Origin of the sequence: Gemmatirosa kalamazoonensis (assembly GCF_000522985.1) — a bacterium.
GTDB classification, from domain to species: Bacteria; Gemmatimonadota; Gemmatimonadetes; order Gemmatimonadales; family Gemmatimonadaceae; genus Gemmatirosa; species Gemmatirosa kalamazoonensis.
Genome location: NZ_CP007128.1, coordinates 795,882 through 820,014, shown reverse-complemented (window position 1 = coordinate 820,014; position 24,133 = coordinate 795,882). Strand labels below are relative to the sequence as shown.

Below are 24,133 nucleotides of genomic sequence, written 5' to 3'. Positions count from 1 at the left end.
GACGATCGACTGCGGGACGACCGACTGCGGGACGATCGACTGCGGGACGATCGACTGCGGGACGATCGACTGCGGGACGATCGACTGCGGGCGCCGACGCGTTGTACGAGATCCGTGGCGCGCCGGTTTGGTACCGGTGCGCGTTCAGCGCATAGCACCTTGGGCGAAGGGGGGGGAGCCCCCCTGGTAACTACGATCCCGCGCGCGCTCCCGCCGTAGACATCCCGCCGTAGACATCCCGCCGTAGACATCCCGCCGTTCGTCGTCCCGCCGTTCGTCGTCCCGCCGTCAATCGTCCCGCCGTCGAATTTCCTCACGCCTCCGGGTCGGGATTCCACCAGCACGGCCCCTTGTCGCGCCGCGCGTCGATCGCCCGGCGGCGCACGTCGTCCATCTCGTCGGGCGAGAGCGGGCGGAACGAGCGCGCGGCGGCGAACGCGGCGTCCTGCTCGTTCGTGAAGCTCATGCCCAGCAGCGCGACGTCGGGGTCGAGCGTGAGCGTGTAGTGCAGGCATTCGGCGACGCCGAGCCGCGGGAGCGTCGCGACGCCGGCGTCGGCGCCGCCGGAGGAGAGCTTGCCCCGCGGGCGCTCGGACAGCGGCTGGTTGTACCCTACGGAGTCGCCGAGCAGCTTGCCCGCGCCGAACGTCTTGAAGCACACCGTGCCGACGTCGCGCGCGCGGGCGAGCGGGAGGATCTCCTCCACGTAGCGCGGGTCGACGAACGGCCCGACGGGGAACATCGCGACGTCGCACAGGTCCGCGTCGAGCGCGGCGCGCAGCACGTCGGGGCTGTGCGACGAAATCCCGCGGAAGCGGGTCTTCCCCGCGGCGATGCACTCCGCGAGCTGGTCGAACCCGCCGCCGGGCGCGGCGAGCCGGTCGAACGTCGCCATCGACGACAGGTTGTGGAACACGAACGCGTCGGCGAACGGGAGTCCGAGCCGCGCGAGCGACGCGTCCACCTGCGGGCCGACGGGTGCATCGAGCTCGTCGATCTTGTCGATGACGAACACGTCCGCGCGCGCGTACCGCTCGTCGCGCAGCGCGAGGCCGACGATCTGCTCGGAGTAGCCGTCCTCGTAGTTCGGTGCGGTGTCGATCACGTTGAGCCCCGCGTCGAGCGCGCGGCGCGCGGTGGCGACGCACGCATCGAGCGGCACGTTGGGATCGGCGACGTCGCCGATGCCGAGCGCGGTGGCGCGGAAGCCGGTGCGGCCGAGAGGGCGGCGGGGAGAGAAGCGAGGGGTGGTCATGTGCGGAGTCGGTGGAGCAGCGTGCGCGCGTTCGTCCACGCGGCGCCGAGCGCGGTGTTGTCGAAGATGCACCACGCGTCGCCGGCATGCGCGCGCAGCCGCGCGGCGAGCGCATCGAGGTACGCGTCGTCGTAGTTCGAGTAGTAGATCCGCGGCGCGCCGTGCAGCCGATAGTACGCGAACCCGTCGAACCCGCCCGGTTCGCCGTCGCCCGCCGCCCGTGGCGGATCGGCGGCGACGCGCGCGATCCGCGCGTCGCGCAGCATCGACTCGGCCGCGGGGGTGAACCAGGTGGCGTGTCGCGGCTCGATCGCGACGGGGCCGTCGTGGCGCGCGCGCAGATCGGCGAGGAACCGCGTCGCGACTCGGGGGTCGAGCGCGAGGCTCGGCGGGAGCTGCACGAGCAGGCATCCGAGCGTCTCGCCGAGCGCGGCGGGGCCCGGGAGGAACGCGTCGAGGAGGTCGGCCGCGTCGGCGAGCTTGCGCTCGTGCGTGATCGTGCGTGGGATCTTCACCGCGAAGCGGAACGATGCCGGCACGCTCGCCGCCCACCGCGCGTAGCTCGACGGGCGGTGCGGCCGGTAGAACGACGAGTTGATCTCGACCGCGGGGAGCACCGCCGCGTAGCGCGTGAGGTGCGTGCCGGCCTCCGGCGGCGGGAAGTGCGGCTGCTCCTCCTTCGGCAGCGACCATCCCGCGGTGCCGACGAGATACCGCGTGGTGTTAGGCACCCGTCAGGCGCGGAGCAGGTGGCGGAGCGTGGCGGCGTTGCGCACGGCGTGGCCGAATCCGTCGTTGTTGAAGTAGGCGAACACGTCGCGCCCCTGCGCGTCCCATTCGCGGACGCGGTCCGCCCACCACCGCAGGTCGTCGTCGGAGTACGAGCCCGCGTAGAGGTGCTCGCGGTCGGGACCGTGCAGCCGCACGTACACGAACCGCGCCGTGGCGCGCAGCACGCACGGCAGGTGCGCCCCGCTCATGACGCAGTACGCGGCGTCGTGGCGCTCGAGCAGGTCGAGCACGCGCCCGGTGTGCCAGCTCGGGTGCCGGAGCTCGACGGCGACGCGGAGTCCGGCGGGCAGGCCGGCGAGGAAGTACGCGAGGCGCGGCTCGTCGATCGGCTGGTGCGGCGAGAGCTGCACGAGCAGCGGCCCGACGCGGTCGCCGAGCCGCGCGAGGTCGCGCGCGATGCGCGCCGTCCACCGCTCGGGACCGTACAGCCGCCTAACGTGCGTGAGTAGTCCGGGCGCCTTCACGCTCATCGAGAACCCCGCCGGCAGCCGCCGTCGCCACGACGCGAACGCGCTCGCCCGCGGCCACCGGTAGTAGCTCGCGTTCAGCTCGACCGTGGCGAAGTGGCGCGCGTAGACGTCGAGCCGCTGCCGCGGGAGGAGCCCCTCCGGATACAGCACGTTCGTCCAGTGGGCGTACGACCATCCGGAGGTGCCGACGTGGATCATGTCTCGGTGGGGCGGCGCTGGTACTGCGGCGCTGGTACTGCGGCTCCGATACTTCGGCGCTGGTACTGCGTGGTATCAGCGCCGCAGTACAGAGCCGCCTCACCAGCGCCGACGTATCAGCGCCGCCTCAATGCCGTTTCCCGTCGTCGGGGTGACACGCGAGATCGATCACGACGGCGCTCGCGAGGACCAGCACGTCGTCCTCGCCATCGGCGACGTCGATGCCGTACGTGTCGGCCCACGTGAACCACCGCTTGGAGACGACGGCCGCGACGCGTTCGCCGCGGCGCAGCTCGTACTCGTGGTCGACGAGGTCTCCCTCGGCCTCGAGGTCGTCCGGGCCGGGGACGTCGACGGTGAAGCGGTGGTGGAAGAACGAGAACAGCTCCCGCTTGACGACCGCGGCGAGGCGGCCGTCGCGCCAGATCTCGTACGTCGGGCTCCAGTTGAAGACCTTCTGCTTGATGAACGCGAGCTCGTTGCCCGCCATGTCGCGGAACGCGAGCTGGTCGCCGAAGCTGAACGCCTTGCCGTCGACGAGGAAGACGTCGTTCCCCGCCTCGTCGCGGACGGTGAAGTCGTCGCCCCAGCTCAAGAGCTTCTGTCGGAGGACGTAGCGCATGAGTTCTGGTGAGGCGGCGCTGATACGGCGGCGCTGATGCCTCGGCGCTGGAACTGCGGCGCTGGTACCACGCGTTACCAGCGCCGAAGCATCAGAGCCGTAGCATCAGCGCCGACGCTTCGGCGCCGCGGTCTTGGGTCAAGTCCCGAACGTCGCGCCGCGCCGCTCCTTGCCGAGCGCCGCCACGATCGCGCCTAACGAGAACACCGTCACGGCGGTGAGCGCCATCGCGTTCGCGTACGTCGTGCGGCCGCCGAAGATCGCCTCGATGTACGCGACGCCGCTGGCGAGCATCACGCCGACCTGGTACGCGAAGCCGGGAAGGAACCCGCGCACCGAGTCGGGCGAGAGCTCCGTGATGTGCGCGGGGATGATCCCCCACGCGCCCTGCACCATGAACTGGAGCAGGAACGCGCCGAGCGCGAGCAGCGGCACCGTCGGCGCGTACGCCCACAGCGGGATGCAGAGGATCGCGAGCACGAGCGCGGTCACGATCGTGCGCCGACGGCCGAAGCGGTCGGAGAGTCGCCCGAACGCGAGCCCACCGAGGATCGCGCCCACCATCGACAGCGCGGTGAGCGCCGAGCGCTCCTTCGGCGCGAAGCCCCAGTCGCGCTGCAGGAACGTCGGGTACATGTCCTGGGTGCCGTGCGAGACGAAGTTCATCATCGTCATCAGCACCACGAGGTACAGGAACAGCTTCCACTGCGCCGCGATGCCGCGACCGAGGCTCGACCAGGAGTCGTGCTTCGTGCGCTGCCACACCTCCGACTCCTGCACGCGCATGCGCACGAAGATCGCCAGCAGCGCGGGGAGCCCGCCGATGAAGAACAGCGGCCGCCATCCCCAGCGCGGGAAGACGAAGAAGTACACGATCGCGGCGAGGAGATAGCCGGTCGCGTACCCCTCCTGCAGCAGTCCGGAGAACAGCCCGCGCAGCCGTGGCGGCACCTTCTCCATCGCGAGCGACGCGCCGACGCCCCACTCGCCGCCCATCCCGATGCCGAACAGCGCGCGCAGCACGAGGAAGCTCGCGTACGTCGGCGCGAGGCCGGAGAGCACCTCGATCACCGAGAAGAACACGAGGTTGATCATCAGCGGCAGCCGGCGGCCGTAGCGGTCGGCCATGAGCCCGAAGATCAGCGCGCCGACCGGGCGGAATGCGAGCGTGAGCGTGATCGACAGGGCGATCGCCGCGTCGCTCTTGCCGAACTCGCGCGCGATCGCCGTGAGCGACATCCCCACGAGAAAGAAGTCGAACGCGTCGAGCGTCCAGCCGAGGAAGCTGGCCAGCACCGCGGCGCCGTGCCCCTGGCCGCCGGGCGTCGCGGGGGCCGTGTAGGGCGCTCGTGCCGTCGCCGAGGGAAGCGTCGTCGACATGTCCGTGGATCGGGGTGGGGAGGAGAGTGCGCGGAAGGTGGCGTCGTGCCACGCCGCCCACCAGTCGTCACCTCTCCCCGCGCCGCCTCAGTCCACGCGGACCGTGAACGCGTTCGATCGACCGTCGAGCCGCGCGCTCGGGCACGCGCCGTCGCCGCGGCACTCCTGCACGTGGTAGACGAGCCGCATCGCACCGTCCATCGCGCCGAACACCTCGCCGGTGCGCCCGTCCCACCCGTTCGGGCCGCGCAGGAGCAGCGTGTCGACGCGCGTCTCGCCCGCGGCGACGGCGATCTGCTCGTCGTGGCCGACGCATGCCCACGCGGGCCCGAACGCCGACCCCCACGAGCTGCGCGACGCGTCGACGAGCTCCACACCGTAGATCGGGTGCGGCGAATCCGGGTAGCAGCGGCCGAGGTAGAGCGTCCCCGCCGTGTGGTTCGTGAACCGGGCGACGACCGTGAACGCGAACTGCCGGTACGGGCCCTGGCCGGACTCGTAGCGCGCGACGTACGACGCGCGATCGGTCGCCAGCCCGGTCCGCGCCGGGTCGGTGAGGTCGAGCGTGCACGCGCCGAGCAGGAGCGCGGTCACGCGGGTGATGGGAAGCGACCAGGGCACTCGACGACTCCGGCCGGTGAGGGACGACGCGCTCTCCCCGTGAATACCAGGCGACCCCCGCCCGGGGTCACCACCGGCGTTAGGCGCGTCTATCTTCCGGCATGGACCTGACCTACACGGGTGGGCGGCTCGACCGCGCGGGGGCCCGGCGGAAGGACGAGGCGTGGGTGACCGCGCTGTGCGGACGCCCGGATCTGCGCGTGGTGCCGTCGTGGCGCGACCGGACGTTCGTGCGCCGGAACGGCGACGATGCTCCGGCGCCGGTGCTGCTCACTCCGGCGCTCGCCCGCGCCGCGGTCGCGTCGCCGCCGTCGGACTGGACGCTGCTCGGCCTCGACGACGACATGCCGGTGTTCGCGGCGGAGGTGGAGGAGCCCGCCGCGGCGGCGATCGCGGCGGCGGTGCCGGGCACCGAGATCGTGGAGCTGCGCCGCGTCGCGTCGACGCTCGCGCCGGCCGAGGCGGCGATGCTGGCGTACGCGCGCGGCATGCTGATCTGGCACCGCCGCCACCGGCACTGCGGCGTGTGCGGCGCCCCGACCGAGAGCCGACAGGCCGGGCACGTGCGCGTGTGCTCGGCGTGCGGCGCGGAGACGTATCCGCGCACCGACCCGGCGGTCATCATGCTCGTCGAGCGCCGGGTGCCCGGCGAGCCGGCGACGTGCCTGCTCGCGCACCACGGCCGGCTGGCGGCGGGGATGTTCTCCACGCTGGCCGGCTTCGTGGAGCCCGGCGAGAGCCTGGAGGAGGCGGTCGCCCGCGAGGTGCTCGAGGAGACCGGCGTGCAGGTGGGCGCGGTGCGCTACGTCGCGTCGCAGCCGTGGCCGTTCCCGGCGTCGCTCATGATCGGCTTCCGCGCCGTGGCGACGACGTTCGACCTCGTGATCGACCCCGACGAGCTGACGGAGGCGCGGTGGTTCACCGCCGCCGAGCTGCGCGGCGCGGGGGAGTGGGGGGACGAGGGGGCGGATCTGAAGCTGCCGCGGCGCGATTCGATCGCGCGGCGGCTCGTGGAGGGGTGGTTGGCGGAAAACTGAAACGGCGGGAAGAACTAGGGCGGGACGAACTACGGCGGGACGTCGAACGGCGGGACGAACTACGGCGGGACGTCTACGGCGGGATCGGGATGCGTTCAGTGGGATCCGGTGCGCGTCGGATTGGTGCCGCGACTCGTTCGGCGCATAGCACCTTGGGCGAAGGGGGGGAGCCCCCCCTGGGACCTAGGTACCCGCGCCCGCCGTTGGACGTCCCGCAGTCGATCGTCCCGCAGTCGATCGTCCCGCAGTCGATCGTCCCGCCGTTGATCGTCTCGTCCCGCGGTCGATCGTCCCGCCGTCCCGCCCCGCCCCCCGTCTCAGTCCCCGCGCCGGCCGTCCTCGATCGACAGCGGAATCGGCACCTCGCTGTCGACCAGCAGCGCGCACTCCTCCGGGATCGACGCCCCGCGGCAGCTCCGGGTGACCGCCGGGGCGTCGAACCCGGCCGCGGTGGCGGCGAGCGCGCCGTCGCTCAGGTAGAGGGCCACGCCGCCGGCGGTGGGGCTCGCGTCGGACCAGACCTCGACGTCGAGGTGGCTCGGTGGGCGGTGCCAGCGGGGCGAGTCGAGGAACCGCGACAGCGCGGCCACGAAGCCGGCCGCCTCGACGCCGTCGGCGAAGTGGACGACGTGGTACGTGCCCTGGGCGGCAGGGGTGCGCATCGGATCCTCCGTCGCTGGAGCGGCTCGGACGCCCGGAAGGGCGATCGGCCGTAGTCTAGGCGGTCGCGCGCGGGGGGCAACCCGCCGGCCGCGCCATCTGTCCAAGAGCGAAACCCGTCCCGCGCGCCAGCCGTAGCGACAGCACCAGGCCCCCTCCCTGTACGCTCCTGCCACACCCCCGGACGAGCCATGGTCAGCCTCAAGTACGCCACGCGTACCCTTCTGAAGACCCCGTTCGTGACGGCCGTCGCCGTCCTCTCGCTCGCCCTCGGCATCGGCGCGAACGCGGCGATCTTCTCGCTGTTCGACCAGATCCTCCTCCGGCCGCTCCCGGTGCCGCACCCCGAGCAGCTCGTGAACCTCACCGCGCCCGGCCCGAAGCCGGGGTCGCAGTCGTGCGGGCAGGCCGGCGACTGCGACGCGGTGTTCAGCTACGCGATGTTCCGCGACCTCGAGAAGGCGCAGACCGGCGTCTCGCTCGCCGCGCACGTGCGCTTCGGGGCGAACCTCGCGTACAAGGGGCAGACGCTGAACACGCGCGGCATGCTCGTGTCGGGATCGTACTTCCCGGTGCTCGGCCTCTCCCCCGCGCTCGGGCGGCTGCTCGGGCCGGGCGACGACCAGGCGGTGGGCGCGAACTTCGTCACGGTGCTGAGCTACCAGTACTGGGACACGAAGCTCGGCCACGACCCCGGAGTGTTGAACCAGGCGATCGTGATCAACGGCCGGCCGATGACGATCGTCGGCGTCGCGCCGCAGGGCTTCTCGGGCACGACGTTAGGCATCGAGCCGAACGTCTACGTGCCGATCTCGATGCGCGAGCAGATCGTGCCGGGCTGGAAGGGGCTCGACAACCGGCAGAGCTACTGGGCGTACCTGTTCGGGCGCCTGAAGCCGGGCGTGTCGCTGGCGCAGGCGAAGCGCGGGCTGAACGCGGCCTACCGGCCCGTCATCAACGAGGTCGAGGCGCCGCTCCAGAAGGGGATGAGCGAGCCGACGATGAAGCAGTTCCGCGCGAAGCAGGTCGGCGTCGAGCCGGGAGAGCGCGGGCAGAGCTCGATCCATCGTGAGGCGAGCACGCCGCTCATGCTCCTGTTCGCGATCACCGGCATCGTGCTGCTGATCGCGTGCGCGAACATCGCGAACCTGCTGCTCGCGCGCGGCGCGAACCGCGCCGGCGAGATGGCGGTGAAGCTGTCGTTAGGCGCGGGGCGCGCGCAGCTCATGGGACAGCTGCTCGTGGAGTCGATGCTGCTGGGCATCGTGGGCGGCGTGGTGAGCCTCGTCGTCGCGCGCTTCACGCTCGTCGGCATCATGGGGCTGCTGCCGCCCGACGCGCTGCAGACGGTGCACGCGACGCTCGATCCGGCGGTGATCCTGTTCGCCGGCGGCGTGTCGATCGTGACCGGCGTGCTGTTCGGCATGTTCCCCGCGCTCCACAGCACGCGGCCGGGGCTCATCGGCACCATCCGGTCGAGCGCGGGGCAGGTGGCCGGCGGCGCGCGCTCGGCGTCGCGCTTCCGCACGTCGCTCGTCACGGCGCAGATCGCGCTGTCGATGACGCTGCTCATCTGCGCGGGGCTGTTCATCCGCAGCCTCGTGAACGTGAGCCGCGTGGATCTCGGCATCAAGACCGAGCGCGTCGTGCAGTTCGGCATCTCGCCGGAGCTCAATGGCTACTCCAACGCGCGCTCGGCGGCGCTGTTCGAGCGGCTCGAGCAGGAGCTCTCGTCGATCCCCGGCGTCAACGGCGTGACGGGCGCGATGGTGCCGCTCATCGCCGGCGACAACTGGGGGAACGACGTCTCGGTCGAGGGCTTCAAGAAGGGACCCGACACCGACGCGAACGCACGCTTCAACCAGGTGGGCCCGGGCTACTTCCGCACGCTGGGCGTGCCGCTGCTCGCGGGGCGCGAGTTCACGCAGGCCGACATCGTCGGCGCGCCGAAGGTGGCGATCGTGAACGAGGCCTTCGCGAAGAAGTTCGGGCTCGGCCGCCAGGCGGTGGGCCGGCACATGGGCACCGGCGGGCGCGACGACCAGTCGAAGATGGAGATCGAGATCGTCGGCCTGATGCACGACGCGAAGTACAGCTCCGTGAAGGACGACATCCCGCCGCTGTTCTTCCTGCCGTACAAGCAGGACAGCACGGTGGGCTTCATGAACTTCTACGTGCGCACGTCGCTCGCGCCGGATCAGCTGCTGCGCACGATCCCGGCGGTCGTGAAGCGCCTCGACCCGAACCTGCCGCTGGAGGATCTGAAGACGCTGCCGCAGCAGGTGAAGGAGAACACGTTCATGGACCGCATGATCAGCATCCTCGCCGTGTCGTTCGCCGTCGTCGCGACGCTGCTCGCCGCGGTGGGCCTCTACGGCGTGCTCGCGTACACGGTCGCGCAGCGCACGCGCGAGATCGGCGTCCGCATGGCGTTAGGCGCCGACGGCCGCCAGGTGCGCGCCATGGTGCTGCGCCAGGTCGCGTGGATGACGGTCCTCGGCGGCGCGGTCGGCGTGGCCGCGGCGATCGGGCTCGGCCAGGCGGCGAAGTCGCTGCTGTTCGGCCTCGCGGGCTGGGACCCGGTCGCCATCGGACTCGCGGCGCTCGTGCTCGCGGGCGTCGCGCGCGGCGCGGGCTGGGTGCCGGCGCTGCGCGCGTCGAAGGTCGAGCCGATCCGCGCGCTGCGGTACGAGTAGCCGCCTAACGGTTCGGCGGTCCCGCGGGCACGAGCACCGTGCGCGTCTCCGGACTCGGCTTGTAGCCATACCGGATCGCCTTCGCGCGCACGGTCAGCGGCCCGTCGAGCCGGAAGGGGCCCGCATACAGCTTCCACCGCGGGCTCGGGCCGCTGTCCGTCGTGTACGCGATCGACGCCCCCTGCGTAGGGTCGTAGATCTCGACCTCGGCCGGGCGGCTGAATGTCAGCGCGGTGTCACGCGTCGGGTGCTCCCAGTTCTGCGAGCCGCGGACGAGGATGAACGGGGCGGCGGTCGCCGGCTGTGCGCCGCCGGGCCACATCCGCTGGATCATCTCCGGTTCGTTGACGAGCCCCTGGTCGTCGATGAGCCGCATCCAGTGCGTCACCGCGTCCCGCATGCGCGCGAGCGTCGCCCGGTGCGCCGGGTCGCGCGACAGGTCGCGGATCTGGTGCGGGTCCGCCTCGGCGTCGTAGAGCTCCTCCGGCGGGCGCGAGTTCCGCAGCCAGAGCGCCGCCGGCCCGGCGAGCGTGCCCTCGGCGTGCATCCGCAGCAGCTCCTGCATGATCGGGCTCTGGTTCCGGAACGGGATGAACCCGACGTAGGGGAGCTCGGGCTGGAAGTTCCGGATGTACAGATACCGGGCGTCCCGCGCCGAGCGCATCATGTCGTACTCGACGTCCATGCGGTCGCGCGCCGCGAACACGTAACGAGGGGCGGGCGCGGCCCCCAGGCCGAACAGCACGCCTCCCTGCATGTGCGCCGGGACGGGCACGCCCGCGAGCGCGAGCACCGTCGGCGCGAGGTCGATGAAGCTCACCAGACGGTCGCTCACCGCGCCCGGGGCGAACGGCGGGTGGAGTGGCTTGGGCCACCGGACCATCAGGATCGACCGCAGCCCCGAGTCGTAGAGCGACCGCTTCGCGCGGGGCAGGCCGTCGCCGTGGTCGCTCCAGAAGAAGACGATGGTATTGTCCGCGAGCCCGTCCTCCTCGAGCTGCCGCAGCAGCGCGCCCACCTGCGTGTCCATCGCGGCGATGTTGTCGTACCACTGCGCGAGCGCCTCGCGCACCTTCGGCGTGTCGGGGTAGTACGGCGGCACCTGCACCTGCGACGGGTCGGTCACCGGACGCCGCCCCCGCAGCACGGCGGGGAACACCATCGACTCGTGCGTCGTCATCAGGTTGAAGACGGAGAAGAACGGCTGGCGCTTGTCGGGGCGGTTGCGCCAGTGCGCCTTGTCGCTCACGTCGTCCCAGATCGTGAACGGGGTCCCGAACTGATAGTCCGTCTTCACGTTGTTCGTCGTGTAGTAGCCGGCCGCGCGCAGGTACTCGGGAAAGGCCTTCACGTAGAACGGCGGTACCGCCTCGTACGGGCCCGGGAGGTCCTCGATCGTGTTCTCGCCGGTGCGCATGTGCTGCGCGCCGATCGCGTTCTGGTACATCCCGGTGATGATCGCGGCGCGGCTCGGCGCGCACACCGGCGCGGTCGTGAACGCGCGGGTGAAGCGCAGCCCCTCGCGGGCGAACCGGTCGAGGTTCGGCGTGCGCGCGACCCGGTCGCCGTACGCGCCGACGCGGAGGCTCAGGTCCTCCGTGGAGATCCACAGGATGTTCGGGCGCGCGGGCGTCTGCGCGGCGAGCGCGCCGGCCCTCAGGCACACGACGCAGATCGTTAGGCGGCGCCAGCTCGTCATCGGTGGTCACCGGGCTCGGGGACGTCCGCCGCAGTGCGGAAGCCCACGTGGAAGGACGCCGTCTCGGGCGTGGCGTGCGACCGTGCCGAGACGCGGTAGCCGTGGCAGAAGTCCGTGCTGCAGAGGAAGGAGCCGCCGCGTTGAACGCGCTCGCTCGCCGGCGTCGGCACGTAGGGCGCGTCGCGGTCGGCGTACGGGCGGTACCAGCTGTCGGTCCACTCCCACACGTTGCCGCCCATGTCGGAGAGGCGGAGCCGCGTCTCGCCGTACGCCCCGACGGGTGAGGTCATCAGGTGGCCGTCATCCGCCGAAGGGTGCTGGCGCGCGGCGCGGCGTGCGGGATCCGGCTCGCCCATGTGCACGGTGTCGCGCGTGGCGGCGAGCTCCCCGGTGTTGGCCATGTACCGTCCGGCGACGACGAGCCGATCGCCCCACGCGTACGGCGCGCGGCTGTCGACGGCGCCGCGCGCGGCGTGCTCCCACTCGACCTCGGTAGGCAGCCGGCGCCCCGCCCACCGCGCGTACGCGGCGGCGTCGCGCCATGACACCTGCGTCACCGGGTGGTCGTCGGGCGCGGGCGGCGTGCCGGGGCCTAACGGGTGGTGCCACGTGGCGCCGGACACGAGCACCCACTCGCCGGTGTCCGGATCCATCACGCCCGCGTCGCCGAATCGCTCGGCGTCGGTCACGTAGTGGGTCGACTCGACGAAGCGGCGGAACTGCGCGACGGCGACGAGGCGCCGGTCGAGGAAGAACGGGCGCACCCGCGCCGCGAACACGGGTCGCTCGTCGGGCCCGCCCCGCGTCGAGCCGACGTGCACCACGCCGCCCGGGACGTAGACCATCCCCTCCGGCGCGGCGGGCGGTGACGGCGCCCGCTCGGGGCGGCAGCCGGCCGCGACCAACGACGCGACCGCACACGCGGCGCGTGCGCGCCGGAGGAGAAAGCGGGGCGGTGCCACGAGGGCGGACGATGCTCGCCGCTCGTCACGCGCGCCAGGGTGCTCCGGGCGAGTCAGCCGGTCGCGGCGTCGCGCAGGAACCGCTCGACGTCGCGCCGCGAACGAAGGATGACGACGCGCTTCTCGGCGGCGACGGCGGCGAGCTTGCGCAGGACGCCCGGGCGGCGCGTGCGCGGGTAGTCCCAGATCCACCGCAGGAACTCCCACGTTAGGCGCTCCGGGCATCCGGGCGCCATGTCGGGACGCGTGCGGCCGGCGTAGCGCGCCGCGCGCCGCACCGCGCGCCACACGCAGAGCAGGCGCGGCAGGTCGAGGAACACGACGGTGTCGCACAGGGCGAGGCGGCGGTCGAGCGTGCCGCCGTAGTTGCCGTCCATGATCCACGCGTCGCCCGCCGCGAGCGCGTCGACCGTCCGCGTCCACTCGTCGGCCGGTGTGGGATCCCATCCCGCGCGCCAGTAGCACGCGTCGAGATGCACCACCGGCAGCCCCGTCGCCGCGCCGAGCCGCGTCGCGAACGTCGACTTGCCGGCGCCGCCGGATCCGATGACGAGCACGCGGCGCACGACGCGCCTAACGGCTCCAGTCGGGGCCGAGCACCTGCCGCAGGTGGTGCTCGAGGTGGTCGACGTAGTCGGCCATGAGGTGGTCGAGCGTCGCCGGCACGTCGGCGGGGACGGCGCGCCACCCGATCTCGTCCAGGTTGTGGCGGGCCCGCGGTCGCATGCGTGCCGCCTCGGGGGCGAGCGTCATGACGCGCGCGAGGTGACGGTTGTACGCGGCCCACAGCGCGACGAGATCCGTCCACGGCGCGCTCCGGTAGCCCTGCGCGTCCACCCACGCCTCCTGCGCGTAGCCGGGGAATGCGAGGTCGTCCTGCGCCTGCGCGCGCACGAAGCGGCCGTGGTTGTTCGCCGCCGAGTCGACGAGATGGCCGACGATCTCGCGCGGCGACCACTTGTCGGGTGCGGGACGGCGCGCGCTCGCCGCGTCGTCGATCGCGCCGAGCGCGCGCGTTGCGGCATCGACGACCTCGCGCAGACGGGCCGCGTACGGCGGCTCGGCGAACCGCTCCACGGCCCACCGGTGGCTCGGCGGCGTGAGCGCGTCGAGCGCGCGCGCGACGGGGAGCCAGAGCAGCTCGTGGTCGTGCTCGACCGCGGCGGCGCGCTCGGCGACGCGGGCGGCGAGGAACGCGCTCACCTTCCGGTACCACGCGTCCTCGTCGAGCGCGCGCGTGAACTCCACGGCGCGGCACACGGTGCCGATGATGTCGACGACGAGCCCCGTCTCCTCGCGCGCCTCGCGCGCCGCGGCCGTCTCCGCGCTCTCGCCGGCCTCGATGCCGCCGCCGGGAAGGAAGTGTCCCTTCGGCGTGCGCACGACGGCGAGGTCGCCGGCATCGTCGCGCACGAGGACGTAGGCGCTCGGGCGCTCGACGTAGTGGACACCGTCGAGCGTCGTGCCGAAGACCGGGACGTGGGTCATGGGACGCAATCTGCTAGAAGTACCCGCTGCAGTACCACCGCTGCGTCCGCGACGAGTACTCGCAGCCGCTGTACCTCGGCGGCGCCTCGCGCACCCGCAGCATGAATGCGTCGCCGCGCGTCCGGAACTCGAACGGGTGCGCGAGCGGCGACCGCGTCGGCGCGTCCAGCGCCGTCTCGGGCAGGTAGCGCGGCACGAGCTCGGCCAGGCTCGGCGGATACGCGCCATGCTCGGTGCGATAGCGCCCGAGCGCCGCGACGACCGGGGCGCCGAGCGCGCGCGCCACGCGGCCGCGCGCGGGCCCCACCGCGCGCCGCCCCCATTCCCCGGCGAGGCTCGCCCCATACACGCCGTACGCGAGCGCGGTGAGCGAGCCGACCGTGCGCAGCGTCGCGCGGACCGCGCGCCCGCCGGGCGGCCGCCAGCGCGCGAGCAGGGCGATCGCGGTGAGCGGCACGACCACCGCCGACAGCGCGACGCCGGCGCCGAGGAGGCGCGTGCGGGACAGCGCGTCGAGCGCGAGGCGGAGCGAGTCGGTGCCGAGCGCCGCGTCCATTCAGGTGCCTAACGCCGGTGGCGGCGCCGCGCGGCGGCGGGGGCGGTGCGTGCGCATGTTCACGTCCGGGCCGGTCCGTCGCGGAAGATGCATCCCGCCGCCGGCCGCCGCACGGGCGCGGTCCCCGCTCGTACATTTCGCGCATGACGCCCGATGACGCGCGCCGAGAGCTGGCCGCCGCCCCGCCCGATCCCGCCGAGGCGATCGCGCACGCGCGCGCGCGCAGCTGCAGCAGATCCGCACCGCCCTCACCGGCACGACCGGCGGCGCGCCGCCGCGCGCCGTGCTCGCCGAGCTGGCGCAGGGGCTCGCCGCCGAGCTGGCGACGCACTTCGACGACCTGCCGATGCACCCGTTCACGGGCCGCGTGCCGCGCGCGCCCGGCACGTGGGGCTGGCTCGTGCCGCCGCGCGCGGTGCCGCACCGTGTGGTGCTCGGCCGCTACCTGTCGCTCACCGTGCCGCAGAACGCGGGAAGCGGCTACACGGTCTGCGGGGCGCGCATCGCCGTCGTGGGACTCGGCGCCGACGGCGTGCTGCGCCGGGGCGAGCTGTGGGAGATGATCACGCTCCCCGAGGGCGTGGAATCGACGACCGACGCGCTGCCGTGGGACGACATGCGACTGCGCCGCGTGCCGTCGCGCGCGATCCGGCTCGTGCGATGGGGCGGCGACGCGCAGGCGGGCCGCATCGCGAGCCCGGCCGAGGTGATCGACGCGCTGACCCGCGTCGCATCGGCGGTCGCCGACGTGGCGGCGCGGGATCTCGCGCTGCTCGACCGATTGATGGGGGGTGCTGCCCGTTAGGCAGCGAGTCCTCGCGCTGGGACCGCGGAGGGCGGCCTCCTCGAGATGAACCGCCGAGGGCCGCAGAGGGCCGCAGAGAACGGCAACTGCTTTCTTACCACAGAGGACACAGAGGACACGGAGGAGAACCCTTCAAGAGAACGGGTTCCCTCTGTGTCCTCCGTGTCCTCTGTGGTTCGATACAAAGAGGCAGTCCTCTGCGGCCCTCTGCGGCCCTGTGCGGTTCAATTCAAAGGCGCAGCCCCCTGCGGCTCTCCACGGTCTCCGCGCCTCCGCGTGAGACACGCCGAGCCCGCATCCCTCAACGCGACGCCGGCACCCCGGCCACGATGCGCGTCACGAGCTCGCTCGACCGCTCGGCGGCGCGGCGCACGAACTGGGCGAACGTCTCGCGCGCCTTCGCGCCCGCGCCGTCGCTGATGCTGCGCACCACGAGCAGCGGCACGCGGCCCTGCTGCCAGCACACCTGCGCGACCGCGGCGCCCTCCATCTCCACGGCGAGCGCGTCGGGGAAGCGGCGCCGCAGGTCGCGGCGCACGGAGTCGTTCGCGAGGAACACGTCGCCCGTGAGCACGCCGCCCTCGCGCACGTGCCACCCGGTGCGCGCGCCGGCCACCGTGCGCGCGACGCGGAGCAGCAGCGTGTCGCCCGGGAAGCGCACGGGGTTGCTCGTGATCGCCGTGGCCGAGTCGTTCGTGGCGTTCGTCATGCCGCGCGCGTCCCACGCGCCGAGGTCGTGCTGTGCGGCGTAGCTGCCGAGCACCAGGTCGCCCGGCGCGAGCGTGGTGTCGAGCGCGCCGGCGACGCCGGTGAAGATCACGCGCCGCGGACGGTAGTGCTCGAGGAGCAGCGTCGTCGTCATCGCCGCGTTCACCTTGCCGACGCCGACGCGCGCCACGACGACGCGGCGGCCGGCGAGCAGCCCCTCGGCGAACTCGATCCCGCCGATCGTGCGCACGACCGGGTGCTGGAGCCGCGCGCGCAGCAGCTCCACCTCCACCGGGATGGCGCCGAGCACGGCGACCGTGGCCCGGCGCTCCTGGGCGCCGGACGCGACGGGGGCGCCTAACGAGAGCAGGAGCAGCCGCGCGCGGCGCGTCATCGCGGCGGCGTCAGCTCGTAGACGGCGATCGCCCGCGGCGCGCGCTCCTCGCCGACGCGCCACCTGCTGAACGTGATCGTCCAGCCGTCGGCGTCGAGCGACTCGAGGAAGCGGTAGCTGAACGGCCGGAACGGGTCGGACAGCAGCACGCGTCCGCCGGGGGCGAGGTTCGTCTCGAAGATCTGCCGCAGGTGCGGATGCATCGCGTCGCCGTAGGTGACGTCCGCGCCGAGGATGACGTCGTAGCGCGCGGCGTCGTCCCACGCGGCCCAATCGGCGGTGCGGTACTCGATTCCCGCGGCGCCGTTGCGCGCGCCGTTGTCGCGGCAGACCGAGAGCGCGACCGACTGCTTGTCGGTCTGCACGACGCGCGCGCCGAGCGACGCGGCGACGATCCCCGGCAGCCCCGTGCCCGCGCCGAGCTCCAGCACCCGCGCGCCGCGCATCGCGTCGCCGCGCGACGCTACCTCGTGCGCGAGCGCGATCGCGGCGGGCCACAGCACGACGCCGTACGGGACACGCGCGCGCTCCTCGCCGAGGAACCGCTGCTCGTCCTCGAACGACAGCACCTGGCCGGTGTGGAGCACGCGCCACTCGCGGCCGTTCAGCCGCAGCCGGTACTCGTCGAGGGGGATGTCGCCGGCGGTGGTGTGAAGCGTCTGCGGCATTCGATCGGGCGGAGGTTCGCCCGTAACCTAGCCGCTCATCGCCCCCGGATCGCGATCGTCGGATGGATCGCCGCGGCGCGCCGCGCCGGCAGCCAGCACGCCGCGACACCGACCGCGGCCATCACCACCGCGACGACGGAGAGCGTCACCGGATCGTACGGCGACACGCCGAACAGCAGCCCCGCCATCAGCCGCGTGACGACGAGCGCGCCGACGACGCCGAGCACGAGGCCGACGACGAGCAGCACGCCGCCCTCGCCGAGCACCATGCGATGCACCGCGGAGCGCGTGGCGCCGAGGCTCATGCGGATGCCGATCTCCGTGGTGCGCGCGCTCACCGAGAACGCGAGCACGCCCGCGATGCCGACCGCCGCGATGATGACGGCGAGGATGCCGAACGACGACACGAGCGCCGCGTTGAGCCGCCGCGGCGCGACGCTCTCCTCGCGGATCTGCCCGACAGTGAGCACGTGCTCGATCGGCTCGCGCGGCGCGACGGCGCGGACGACGCGCATCACGTTGGGCGCGAGGTTCGCCGCGACGCTGCCGGTGCGCACCACGAGGCCGCCGCCCTGAAAGACCGGCGTCTGCGCGAACGGCTGGAAGACGACGTTGCGCGGCTCGGCGTCGAGACCACCGTCACGCGTGTCGGCCACCACGCCGACCACCGTCATCCACTGGTCCTCCTTCATGCCGATGAACTGCAGCACCGGTCCCGTCCACGCGACGCGCTGCCCGATCGGGTCGCGGCCGGGCCAGAACTTCTCGGCCAGCGTCTTGTTCACCACGACGACGCGCGCCGCGCTGTCGCGGTCCGTCGCCACGAAGTCGCGGCCGGCGACCAGCGGGATCCCCGCCGCGCGGAAGTAGCCCGGGTCGGCGGAGCGGAGCTCGGCGTGCGGCTGCGCCTCGCCGGCGGCGAGCGCGCGCCCCTCGGCCTTCACGTCGAGTTGGAACTGCGTGGAGCGGAGCGGCATCGTCGAGCCCACGCCCACGGCCTGCACGCCGGGAAGTCCCTGCACCTCGTCGCTGATGCGCTGATACAGCGCGCGCGAGTCGGCGTCGCTGCGCTCGCCCATGATGAGCGGCACCTCCATCGTCAGCACCTCGCCGCGCTTCAAGCCGTCGTCGACGCTCGCGAGGCGCATCATCGTGCGCGTGAGCAGCCCCGCGCCGGCGAGCAGCACGACGGACACCGCGATCTGCGCGACGACGAGCGAGCGCTGCATGCGCTGCTTGCGCAGGCTGCCGCTGACGCGCGACACGCCGGCGGCGACCCACCCGCCGAGCGTGCCCTCCTTCGGCAGCCGCGGCGCGTACGACAGCAGCAGCGCGACGCCCAACGTCACGGCGACGGTGAAGCCGAGCACCATGCCGTCGATGCGGATCTCGTCGGCGCGCGGCGAGTAGCGCTCGGCGAAGCTCGTGAGCAGGCCGACGCCGCCGAACGCGAGCACGAGGCCCAGCAGCGCACCGGCGCTGGCGAGCAGCAGGTTCTCGGCGAGCATGAGGCGGCGGAGCGGCGCGGTGCCGGCACCGACCGCGGCGCGCACCACGAGCTCGTGCTCGCGCCGGACGCCGCGCATCAGCGTGAGGTTCGTGACGTTCGCGCACGAGATGATCATGACGAACACCGCCGCCGCCATGAGCAGCCCGAGCGTGAGGCGCGCCTTCTCGCCGAGCACCTCGCGGAACGGCAGCACGTCCACCTTGTAGCCCGAGCCCGGGTCGTAGTCCTGGACGAACTGCGCCTGCACCCGCCGGCGGATCGTCGCCACCTCGGTGCGCGCCTGCTCGACCGACACGCCGGGCGCGAGCCGCGCGATCATCTCGGTCATGCGGTGCGAGCGGCCCTGCACCATCGTCGCGCTCACGTGGTGCTCGCTGATCACCATGTTCATGAGCGCGTCGTAGCGGCCGGGGAAGAACGGCGCCGGCTGCGCCACGCCGACGATCGTCGCCGGCTTCCCCTCCACGCGCACCACCTGGCCGATCACCTTCGGGTCGCCGCCGAAGTGCGACTTCCAGTAGTCGTAGGTCAGCACCATCACCGGGGGTGGCTTCGGGCCGTCGTCGGCGTCGTTCGTCTGCCGGCCGAGAATCGTGTGCAGCCCCATGACCTGGAAGAAGTTGCCGGTCACGAGGCCGACGTTGATCCGCACCGGGTCGGTGCCGTCGGCGCGCAGCATGGTCAGCGTGAGCGGCGAGTACTCGGCCACCCCCTGGAGCGACTTCGCGCCCTGGCGGAAGTCGTTGATCTCGGGAACCGAGAACGCGATGTTCTCGCCCCCGGGTCCCTTGATGGACTGCCGCAGGTAGATCAGGCGGTCGCCGTCCCGGTGCGGCAGCGGCTTCAGGAGCACGCCGCGCACGACGCTGAAGATGGCGGTGTTGGCACCGATGCCGAGTCCGAGCGTGAGGACGACGGCGAGGGTGAAACCCCGGGCGCGCGTCAGGGAGCGGGCCGCGTAGCGGAGGTCGTGGAGGAGCATGGCGGGGCGGGGGGAGGACGGGATCGCCAACCTACGGTTCGGCGGAGCCCGGCGAAACGACTCACCGGCCGCCTTCACAGCTTCATGACATCGACGATCGACCGGCGCCGGAATCGACACGACGCGCGTCATCTCCTGTCGGCGTCCGCTCCGGACGGCGGACGGGGCCGTGCGAACCCGCAGGCGTCTCTCACACGGAGACGCCGAGGGCTCGGCGAACGGCACGGACCTGGGGTCCGGCTTCGTCGCACCGGGCACGTCGAGTGCGCCGGGCACGGCTCGTCGAAGGGGAGACGCGGATCTCGCGGATGACGCGGATCACGCGGAGAGCTACCAAGAATGTGTCGGTGTTCTCCGCGCGAATCCGCGTCATCCGCGCCATCCGCGTCTCCATGCGAGGAGCCGTGCCCCACGAAAGGCGCCGCGCTCCGCGTGAGACGGCTAGGCCGTCGCCCGGGCCCGCTCCAGCGCCGCGATGTCGAGCTTGCCCATGCCGAGCATCGCCTGCATCGCCCTGCCGGACGCGGCGGGGTCGGAGCCGCCGAGGAGGGAGCCGAGGGCACGGGGGACGATCTGCCAGGAGACCCCGTACCGGTCGGTGAGCCAGCCGCACCTCCCCTCGGCGCCGCCGTCGCGGGTGAGGGCGTCCCAGTACCGGTCGATGTCCGCCTGCGTCTCGCAGGTGACGACGAACGAGCTGGCGTCGGTGAAGCCGTTCTGAGGCCGACCGTTCAGGGCGAGGACCGGTTTGCCGTCGATCACGAGCTCCACCGCGATCGGCGGGGCGTCCGGGGCGCCGCGCATCACCGAGCCGACGCGGGAGTTCGGGAAGACGGAGACGTAGAAGCTCGCGGCGTCCTCGGCCTGGGACTGGAACCAGAGGCAGGGCTTGATGTCGAGCATGGGGCGGATCCTCGGAATGAAGTGGGTTCGGTATCGGGGCCTTCACTCCCGAGTCGGAGCCGAGGCTCGCAGCTCGACATGGCTGTGACGGGAGCCTACGGCAGCCAGACCGTGTGCTCGGCCGCGGGTGTGCGCGGCTTCGGCGGGGGCACCTCGGCCGGCTCGCCGACGTTGATCAGGGCGACGATCCGCTCGCCGTCGCGGACGCCGATCGCGGCCCGGGCCGCCGGGTCGTCCATCACCGCGCCGGACTTGATGTGGGTGCCGAGGCCGAGCTCCACGGCGGTGAGCGCGATGGTCTGCACGGCCATCATCGCCGCGGCATAGTCCTCCTCCCGGATCTCGGGGTTCTCGTTCTGCACCACGGCCACGGCGATCATCGCCGGGAGCGCGCGGTGCTCGCCGGCGACGGTCTCGCGGGTGGCGCGGGCCTTCTCGGGGTCCTCGATCTTGCGCGCCTTGCGGTCGCCGAGCGCGACGCCGTACGCGTGGCGCGCCTCGGGGCCGAGGACGTAGAAGCGCCACGGGTTCGTGAGCCGATGGTTCGGCGCCTGCGTCGCGGCGGCGAGGAGCGTCTCGATCTCCCCGCGCGTGACGGGGCGGTCGGTGAAGCGCTTGATGGAGCGGCGGGACTGGATGGCGTCTGAGGTTCGCATGCGGTCGAAGATACGCGCGAAGACAATCGAACCGCAGAGGACATCAAACGGCTTTTGACCACAGAGGACACAGAGGACACAGAGGAGAAACCTCTCTTGTTGGGTTTCCTCCGTGTCCTCTGTGTCCTCTGTGGTTCATACAAGAAAGGGGCGGTCCTCTGCGACCCTCTGCGGTTCGATGTCTCTAGCGGCGCTCGAATAGCAGATGGACCACGTCCGGCGTCGCGACGGTGCGGGCGAGGGTGAGGCCGTGGAGGTCGTCGCCGAGTCCGTCGAACGGGCGCTCGCCGGCGCCGAGGAGGATGGGGACGAGGCTGACGAGCATCTCGTCGACGAGGCCCGCCGCGAGGTACTGACGCGCCGCGCTCGCGCCGCCGCCGAGCGAGACGTCCCTGCCGCCGGCCGCCGCGCGGGCCTGGTCGAGCGCCGACTCGATGCCGTCGGTCACGAAGTGGAACGTGGTGCCACCCTGCAGCGCGAGCGGCTCGCGCGGGTGGTGCGTGAGCACGAACACCGGGTGATGGAACGGCGGGTCGTCGCCCCACCAGCCGTTCCACGGGGCGTCCGCGCGCCAGGGGCCGGGGTGCCCGCCGAACATGTTGCGTCCCATGATCGTGGCACCGACGTTCGCGTTCGAGTCCGCCACGATGCGCGAGCTCTCGTTGTCGATCCCACCCGTCATGCCATGCGCCTCGCGCCATACGGCGAGCGCGACGACCCACTCGTGCAGCCGCTCTCCGCCGGCGCCTAACGGTTCGGACACGCTCTGGTTCGGGCCGGCGAGGTAGCCGTCGAGCGACATGGAGAAGCGGAGGCGGAGCTTGGACATGGCGGAGATCACTCGGGCTCGTAGGTGAGCCGGCCGCGAACGACGCGGGCCGGCGCGGTGAGACGGTGCAGCTCGCTCACGCGTGCGTCGCGGATGTGCACGACCCGGATGCCGAGCCACGTGAGCACGTCGGCGACGAGTCGACGATGGCAGCGCCACCACAGCACCTCGGCGCACATCACGGCGGTGCGGAGACCACCCGAGAGCATCAGCAGCTCGAACAGCCCGTCGGCGAACGGCTCGGTGGCGACGTAGTCGGCGTAGGCGCGGAACGCGGCGTGGCGCCAGCCGGTGTTCGGCGAGTCGGGATCCGGACGACGCCGGCCGCCTAACGCTTCCATCCATCGGTACGCGACGCCGCGCTCGGCGAGCGCCGCCTCCAGCGCGGGGCCGGCGAACTGCGGCAGGCGTCGCGAGCCTGGGAAGCGGCGCACGTCGGCGACGAGCTCGATGTCGTATGCGGCGAGCGCGTCGCGGAACTCCTCGATCGGGCGCGTGGAGTGGCCGATCGTCCACACCGTCGCCGGCGCGGCGGCGAGCTCCGTGCCGTGCACGCCTAACGATCCATCACCGGCAGATACGCGCGCCACGGACCGACCGCTTCCCGGTACTGCTTCGCCATCACGCGCGCCGTCTGCGCGATGTGTCCCAGGTCGTGCGCCACCCACGTCGCGAGGAGCTGGCGCAGCGTCACGGTGCCGAACGCGGGGTGCTCGCCCTCGAGCGCGAGCTGCGCGTCGTCGAGGCGCCAGCCGGCGAGCGTGCGCAGGCTCTCGGCGCGCAGGCTCGCGAACTCGTCGAGCAGCTGGGCGAGCGACTTCCCCTCGCTCTCGCGGAACTGCGCGAGCCGATCGAACGGCACGAAGCGGCGGTCGGCACCCTGCGCGAGGATGATCTGCGCACGCGGGATCCAGTCGGCGCGCTCGCCGTGGATGAGATGGCCGAGGATGACGTACGGGCTCCACGTCTCGGGGCCCTCGGTCGCATCGGTCCACGCAGCGGGGAGCCCGGCGAGCATCGTGCGCAGCGCGGCGGGCGTCCGCTCGAGGACCGCCACGCCGTCGGTGAGGTCGAAGTCCATGCCGGTACACTATACTCCGGCACATGCGCTCCCGCTTCCGCCTCGGCCACGCGCTCGACCGCTACGTGCTCGGCGAGTTCGCGCGCGTCTTCGTGCCGACCGCGCTCGGCTTTCCGGTGCTCGTCTTCGTCATGGACCTGCTCCAGAACCTGGACAAGTACCTCGGCCGCCGCATCCCGAAGGCCGACCTCGCGCTGAGCTACGTGTACTGGCTGCCGGACACGATGTTCAACGTACTGCCGGCGGCGGTGCTGTTCGCGACGGTGTTCACGATCGGCGCCGTCACGCGCCACTCCGAGATCACTGCGGCGAAGGCGAGCGGCATCAGCTTCTACCGCTTCATCCTGCCGATCTTCGCCGGCGCGTCGTTCGCCATGGCGCTCGACCTCGGACTCGGCGAGATCGCGCCGCGGTGGAACGAGACGCGGCTCGCGCTCATCAAGGAGACGCGCTCCTCCGAGGGCAACGTGCGCACGCGGTTCGCGTACGCGGGCGAGAACGGGCGCGTGTACAAGGCCGCGCAGCTGGTCGTCGACTCGGGCTCCATGATCGTCGTCGAGATCGAGCGCAAGGGCACGGGCCCCGACTACCCGACGGCGCTCGTCGCGGCGAACGACGCGCGCTGGCGCGTGCCCCGCGGGTGGATGCTGCGCCGCGGCACGCTGCACCTGATGCCGAGCGACACCGTCGACGCGGCGTTCGCGTTCGACTCGCTCGTCGATCGGCAGATGCGCGAGCGGCCGCGCGACCTGATGCTGACGCCGAAGGCGCCGGAGGACATGGACTACGCGGAGCTGGGCCGCTTCATCGCCGCCCAGGCCCGCTCCGGCGCCGACGTGAATGCGCTGCGCGTCAGCCGGATGCTGAAGATCACCATCCCGGTGACCTGCGTGATCATCCTGCTCTTCGGCGCCCCCCTCGCCACGAGCACCCAGCGCGGCGGCGCGGCGTTCGGCGTCGGGCTCTCGCTCGGCACCACGGTCATCTTCCTCGTCCTCATCCAGCTCACCCGCGCCATCGGCGGCAAGGGCCTCGTCGTCCCCGAAGTCGCCGCCTGGATCCCCAGCGCCATCTTCGGATTCACCGGGTTGATCCTCCTCGCGCGGACGCGAACGTGACCACGACGCGAACGACGCTCGGGCCGACGCGGGCGGTACTGCG

General features: G+C 72.4%; 24 protein-coding genes. 4 read left to right on the top strand and 20 right to left on the bottom strand.

Going from position 1 to position 24,133, the window contains the following annotated elements:
- Positions 1–313 precede the first annotated feature (313 nt).
- The 6 genes from J421_RS03560 to J421_RS03535 all read right to left on the bottom strand — a co-directional run bounded on the left by J421_RS03560 (position 314) and on the right by J421_RS03535 (position 5,338).
- The gene (locus tag J421_RS03560) at positions 314–1,255 is read right to left on the bottom strand and encodes an aldo/keto reductase (protein WP_025409794.1); all 942 of its coding nucleotides are present in this window, start codon (positions 1,253–1,255) and stop codon (positions 314–316) included.
- Positions 1,252–1,986, bottom strand: coding sequence for a DUF72 domain-containing protein (locus J421_RS03555; protein WP_025409793.1), 735 nt, complete (start codon positions 1,984–1,986; stop codon positions 1,252–1,254). Before J421_RS03555 ends, J421_RS03560 begins: the two co-directional genes overlap by 4 nt.
- A 3-nt stretch (positions 1,987–1,989) precedes the next feature.
- On the bottom strand, positions 1,990–2,715 hold the full coding sequence (locus J421_RS03550; RefSeq protein WP_104022206.1) for a DUF72 domain-containing protein: 726 nt from the start codon (positions 2,713–2,715) through the stop codon (positions 1,990–1,992).
- Between the two features lie 127 nt (positions 2,716–2,842).
- Entirely contained in the window at positions 2,843–3,337 is a 495-nt protein-coding gene (locus J421_RS03545; RefSeq protein ID WP_025409791.1) for an LURP-one-related/scramblase family protein, read from the bottom strand.
- A 138-nt stretch (positions 3,338–3,475) separates the two neighbouring features.
- A complete protein-coding gene (locus J421_RS03540; RefSeq protein ID WP_025409790.1) occupies positions 3,476–4,717 on the bottom strand; it encodes an MFS transporter in 1,242 nt (413 codons plus the stop codon).
- Between the two features lie 87 nt (positions 4,718–4,804).
- Entirely contained in the window at positions 4,805–5,338 is a 534-nt protein-coding gene (locus J421_RS03535; protein ID WP_158508646.1) for a hypothetical protein, read from the bottom strand.
- A gap of 101 nt (positions 5,339–5,439) precedes the next feature.
- On the opposite strand from J421_RS03535, the gene nudC reads away from it, so the two are divergent.
- A complete protein-coding gene (gene nudC / locus J421_RS03530; protein WP_025409788.1) occupies positions 5,440–6,375 on the top strand; it encodes an NAD(+) diphosphatase in 936 nt (311 codons plus the stop codon).
- Positions 6,376–6,692: 317 nt separating this feature from the next.
- Here the strand turns inward: nudC and J421_RS03525 are convergent, their stop codons facing one another.
- Positions 6,693–7,037: a hypothetical protein gene (locus J421_RS03525; protein ID WP_025409787.1), complete on the bottom strand. Its 345-nt coding sequence runs from the start codon at positions 7,035–7,037 to the stop codon at positions 6,693–6,695.
- Between the two features lie 189 nt (positions 7,038–7,226).
- On the opposite strand from J421_RS03525, the gene J421_RS03520 reads away from it, so the two are divergent.
- The gene (locus tag J421_RS03520; RefSeq protein WP_025409786.1) at positions 7,227–9,731 is read left to right on the top strand and encodes an ABC transporter permease; all 2,505 of its coding nucleotides are present in this window, start codon (positions 7,227–7,229) and stop codon (positions 9,729–9,731) included.
- Between the two features lie 4 nt (positions 9,732–9,735).
- Here the strand turns inward: J421_RS03520 and J421_RS03515 are convergent, their stop codons facing one another.
- Genes J421_RS03515 through J421_RS32570 form a run of 5 tightly spaced genes read right to left on the bottom strand, consistent with a single transcriptional unit; the run spans position 9,736 to position 14,436 of the window.
- Positions 9,736–11,430: a sulfatase family protein gene (locus tag J421_RS03515; protein WP_104022205.1), complete on the bottom strand. Its 1,695-nt coding sequence runs from the start codon at positions 11,428–11,430 to the stop codon at positions 9,736–9,738.
- Positions 11,427–12,392: a formylglycine-generating enzyme family protein gene (locus tag J421_RS03510; RefSeq protein WP_148306137.1), complete on the bottom strand. Its 966-nt coding sequence runs from the start codon at positions 12,390–12,392 to the stop codon at positions 11,427–11,429. The genes J421_RS03515 and J421_RS03510 overlap by 4 nt, the downstream gene beginning before the upstream one ends.
- A gap of 53 nt (positions 12,393–12,445) precedes the next feature.
- The gene (locus J421_RS03505) at positions 12,446–12,958 is read right to left on the bottom strand and encodes a DNA topology modulation protein (protein WP_025409783.1); all 513 of its coding nucleotides are present in this window, start codon (positions 12,956–12,958) and stop codon (positions 12,446–12,448) included.
- A 7-nt stretch (positions 12,959–12,965) separates the two neighbouring features.
- Positions 12,966–13,880, bottom strand: coding sequence for an NUDIX domain-containing protein (locus J421_RS33540; RefSeq protein ID WP_025409782.1), 915 nt, complete (start codon positions 13,878–13,880; stop codon positions 12,966–12,968).
- A gap of 13 nt (positions 13,881–13,893) precedes the next feature.
- Positions 13,894–14,436 (bottom strand): hypothetical protein, encoded by a 543-nt coding sequence (locus J421_RS32570; protein WP_025409781.1) that lies wholly within the window; start codon positions 14,434–14,436, stop codon positions 13,894–13,896.
- Positions 14,437–14,719: 283 nt separating this feature from the next.
- On the opposite strand from J421_RS32570, the gene J421_RS03490 reads away from it, so the two are divergent.
- A complete protein-coding gene (locus J421_RS03490) occupies positions 14,720–15,241 on the top strand; it encodes a hypothetical protein (RefSeq protein ID WP_025409780.1) in 522 nt (173 codons plus the stop codon).
- A 301-nt stretch (positions 15,242–15,542) separates the two neighbouring features.
- Here J421_RS03490 and J421_RS03485 read toward each other — a convergent pair whose 3' ends face one another.
- From J421_RS03485 to J421_RS03450, 8 genes are all read right to left on the bottom strand, one after another.
- Positions 15,543–16,343: a 5'-methylthioadenosine/adenosylhomocysteine nucleosidase gene (locus J421_RS03485; protein WP_025409779.1), complete on the bottom strand. Its 801-nt coding sequence runs from the start codon at positions 16,341–16,343 to the stop codon at positions 15,543–15,545.
- Positions 16,340–17,011 carry a class I SAM-dependent methyltransferase gene (locus J421_RS03480; protein WP_025409778.1) on the bottom strand — a complete coding sequence of 224 codons (672 nt, stop codon included), beginning with the start codon at positions 17,009–17,011 and terminating at the stop codon, positions 16,340–16,342. Before J421_RS03480 ends, J421_RS03485 begins: the two co-directional genes overlap by 4 nt.
- Before the next feature lie 35 nt (positions 17,012–17,046).
- Entirely contained in the window at positions 17,047–19,503 is a 2,457-nt protein-coding gene (locus J421_RS03475) for an ABC transporter permease (RefSeq protein ID WP_025409777.1), read from the bottom strand.
- Between the two features lie 441 nt (positions 19,504–19,944).
- Positions 19,945–20,406, bottom strand: coding sequence for a VOC family protein (locus J421_RS03470; RefSeq protein ID WP_025409776.1), 462 nt, complete (start codon positions 20,404–20,406; stop codon positions 19,945–19,947).
- 95 nt (positions 20,407–20,501) lie between these two features.
- A complete protein-coding gene (locus tag J421_RS03465; protein ID WP_025409775.1) occupies positions 20,502–21,062 on the bottom strand; it encodes a nitroreductase family protein in 561 nt (186 codons plus the stop codon).
- A 184-nt stretch (positions 21,063–21,246) separates the two neighbouring features.
- Positions 21,247–21,891, bottom strand: a complete 645-nt coding sequence (locus J421_RS03460; protein WP_025409774.1) for a dihydrofolate reductase family protein — start codon at positions 21,889–21,891, stop codon at positions 21,247–21,249.
- An 8-nt stretch (positions 21,892–21,899) separates the two neighbouring features.
- Positions 21,900–22,481: a DUF488 domain-containing protein gene (locus J421_RS03455; protein WP_201773090.1), complete on the bottom strand. Its 582-nt coding sequence runs from the start codon at positions 22,479–22,481 to the stop codon at positions 21,900–21,902.
- Positions 22,448–22,972 (bottom strand): DinB family protein, encoded by a 525-nt coding sequence (locus J421_RS03450; RefSeq protein ID WP_025409772.1) that lies wholly within the window; start codon positions 22,970–22,972, stop codon positions 22,448–22,450. Before J421_RS03450 ends, J421_RS03455 begins: the two co-directional genes overlap by 34 nt.
- 23 nt (positions 22,973–22,995) lie before the next feature.
- On the opposite strand from J421_RS03450, the gene J421_RS03445 reads away from it, so the two are divergent.
- A complete protein-coding gene (locus tag J421_RS03445; protein ID WP_025409771.1) occupies positions 22,996–24,090 on the top strand; it encodes an LptF/LptG family permease in 1,095 nt (364 codons plus the stop codon).
- Positions 24,091–24,133: the final 43 nt, after the last annotated feature.

Coding starts and splice junctions, on each gene's coding strand:
- J421_RS03560 (WP_025409794.1), bottom strand. CDS start 1,255: ATGACCACCCCTCGCTTCTCTCCCCGCCGCCCTCTCGGCCGCACCGGC.
- J421_RS03550 (WP_104022206.1), bottom strand. CDS start 2,715: ATGATCCACGTCGGCACCTCCGGATGGTCGTACGCCCACTGGACGAAC.
- J421_RS03545 (WP_025409791.1), bottom strand. CDS start 3,337: ATGCGCTACGTCCTCCGACAGAAGCTCTTGAGCTGGGGCGACGACTTC.
- J421_RS03540 (WP_025409790.1), bottom strand. CDS start 4,717: ATGTCGACGACGCTTCCCTCGGCGACGGCACGAGCGCCCTACACGGCC.
- nudC (WP_025409788.1), top strand. CDS start 5,440: ATGGACCTGACCTACACGGGTGGGCGGCTCGACCGCGCGGGGGCCCGG.
- J421_RS03525 (WP_025409787.1), bottom strand. CDS start 7,037: ATGCGCACCCCTGCCGCCCAGGGCACGTACCACGTCGTCCACTTCGCC.
- J421_RS03520 (WP_025409786.1), top strand. CDS start 7,227: ATGGTCAGCCTCAAGTACGCCACGCGTACCCTTCTGAAGACCCCGTTC.
- J421_RS03515 (WP_104022205.1), bottom strand. CDS start 11,430: ATGACGAGCTGGCGCCGCCTAACGATCTGCGTCGTGTGCCTGAGGGCC.
- J421_RS33540 (WP_025409782.1), bottom strand. CDS start 13,880: ATGACCCACGTCCCGGTCTTCGGCACGACGCTCGACGGTGTCCACTAC.
- J421_RS32570 (WP_025409781.1), bottom strand. CDS start 14,436: ATGGACGCGGCGCTCGGCACCGACTCGCTCCGCCTCGCGCTCGACGCG.
- J421_RS03485 (WP_025409779.1), bottom strand. CDS start 16,343: ATGACGCGCCGCGCGCGGCTGCTCCTGCTCTCGTTAGGCGCCCCCGTC.
- J421_RS03480 (WP_025409778.1), bottom strand. CDS start 17,011: ATGCCGCAGACGCTTCACACCACCGCCGGCGACATCCCCCTCGACGAG.
- J421_RS03475 (WP_025409777.1), bottom strand. CDS start 19,503: ATGCTCCTCCACGACCTCCGCTACGCGGCCCGCTCCCTGACGCGCGCC.
- J421_RS03470 (WP_025409776.1), bottom strand. CDS start 20,406: ATGCTCGACATCAAGCCCTGCCTCTGGTTCCAGTCCCAGGCCGAGGAC.
- J421_RS03465 (WP_025409775.1), bottom strand. CDS start 21,062: ATGCGAACCTCAGACGCCATCCAGTCCCGCCGCTCCATCAAGCGCTTC.
- J421_RS03460 (WP_025409774.1), bottom strand. CDS start 21,891: ATGTCCAAGCTCCGCCTCCGCTTCTCCATGTCGCTCGACGGCTACCTC.
- J421_RS03450 (WP_025409772.1), bottom strand. CDS start 22,972: ATGGACTTCGACCTCACCGACGGCGTGGCGGTCCTCGAGCGGACGCCC.
- J421_RS03445 (WP_025409771.1), top strand. CDS start 22,996: ATGCGCTCCCGCTTCCGCCTCGGCCACGCGCTCGACCGCTACGTGCTC.